Annotated in this window: 1 protein-coding gene and 1 pseudogene; one reads left to right on the top strand and one right to left on the bottom strand. The window is 49.5% G+C overall.

Annotation, left to right across the window (positions count from 1 at the left end; genetic code table 11):
- Window positions 1-942: type II secretion system protein GspD (locus WH5701_RS16315; RefSeq protein ID WP_198005102.1), on the top strand; the 942-nt coding region annotated here is incomplete at its 5' end.
- Window positions 943-958: 16 nt separating this feature from the next.
- Here the strand turns inward: WH5701_RS16315 and WH5701_RS17845 are convergent.
- Window positions 959-1,315, bottom strand: a pseudogene (locus tag WH5701_RS17845) (pentapeptide repeat-containing protein); the annotation flags it as partial.

Here is a 1,315-nt window from a genome sequence, read left to right as displayed (position 1 = left end):
GCCTATCGGCCTGGAAATCGTCAGGGTACTGGTTTGTTGAATAACGGCACTCAGTACACGTCTCCAGGCGAGTATTCGGCAGGATTGGGTCAAGTTCAGCAGCAGAAAGTCTTTGATCCTCCTCTCGTTGCAAAGCAGAAAGAGGTGACGAATCAGTCTTCGAATTCTGGCGGTACAACAACAACAACAACGCTGGTTCCCGTTTTGGTCGATGGACAAGAGGTGTTTGTTCCTTCCAGTGATCCCACGGCCGCGGCGAGTCTTACTCCCCGGTTCGATAAAAAAGGACGGCCTATTTATGTAGCGGGTAAAGATCCAAATAAGTTCTCGTATCCAGAAAATTCTTTTTACAGCTATGTCGAGGCGGTGATTGAAAGTTCTAGTGCAAAAACTCTTGCTCAGCCCACCCTTCTCGTCCAAGAAGGGCAAGAGGCAGAGGTTCAGACTGGCACAAGTGTGATTACGTCTGTATCAACAACTGACACTAGCAATGGCTCAACTCAGTTTGAATATTCCCGAGAAAATGCGGGTCTTTCATTGAAGGTGAAAGTCAGCAAAATTGATGATAATGGCTTCGTATCACTCAATATTGATCCGGAAATTTCCGTGCCAGAGCCGGCTGGTGAAAGTAATGGAGTCGCGATCTTTAATATTGTTGGCCGCAGCCTAAGTTCTGGTTCGATCCGCTTGCGGGATCGTCAAACATTGATCCTCACCGGTGTAATTCAGGATCAAGATAAAGAGATTGCCAGAAAATGGCCGATCTTGGGAGATCTCCCTGTGATCGGACAGCTGTTTCGTAGTACCGACTCTCAGCGCAGCAAAAATGAGCTAGTTATCTTAGTTACGCCGATGATTGTTGACGATGAAATGGGAGGGTCCTATGGCTATGGCTATCGACCCTCGACCCGCGAAGCGCGACAGCTGATGGGCCCAAGTTGAGATCAATCTGAGATCTTCACAAGGCTGGTAGAAAGAGTTTCATCGCCATGGGGAGGAGTGCTTGCGAAGTTGAAAGTAGACCATTTAAGACAGCAGATCCCGCACCATTTCCACTGGGCTGATTGTTGGGTTTGTCTTGAAGCGATAGGGCTGCAATGCTGAGCTGCTCAGCAGCCTCATTTGCGCCATTTTCGGCATAAAGCTGGCTTGCATAATTGAAGTCTTGAATCGCGAGTGGGCGCTTCCCCAGTTGTTCACGAGAGATCCCACGGGCCACCCAGCTTTCGGCAGATTCGGGTAGTTTGAGAATCGCTAACCCGAAGAGTTCTTCCGCATCGCTCCACCGATCCGATTCCGCCGCTGTCACTCCGGC

This window comes from Synechococcus sp. WH 5701, from assembly GCF_000153045.1.
GTDB lineage: Bacteria > Cyanobacteriota > Cyanobacteriia > PCC-6307 > Cyanobiaceae > Regnicoccus_A > Regnicoccus_A antarcticus.
This window is presented reverse-complemented; position numbering and strand designations above follow the sequence as displayed.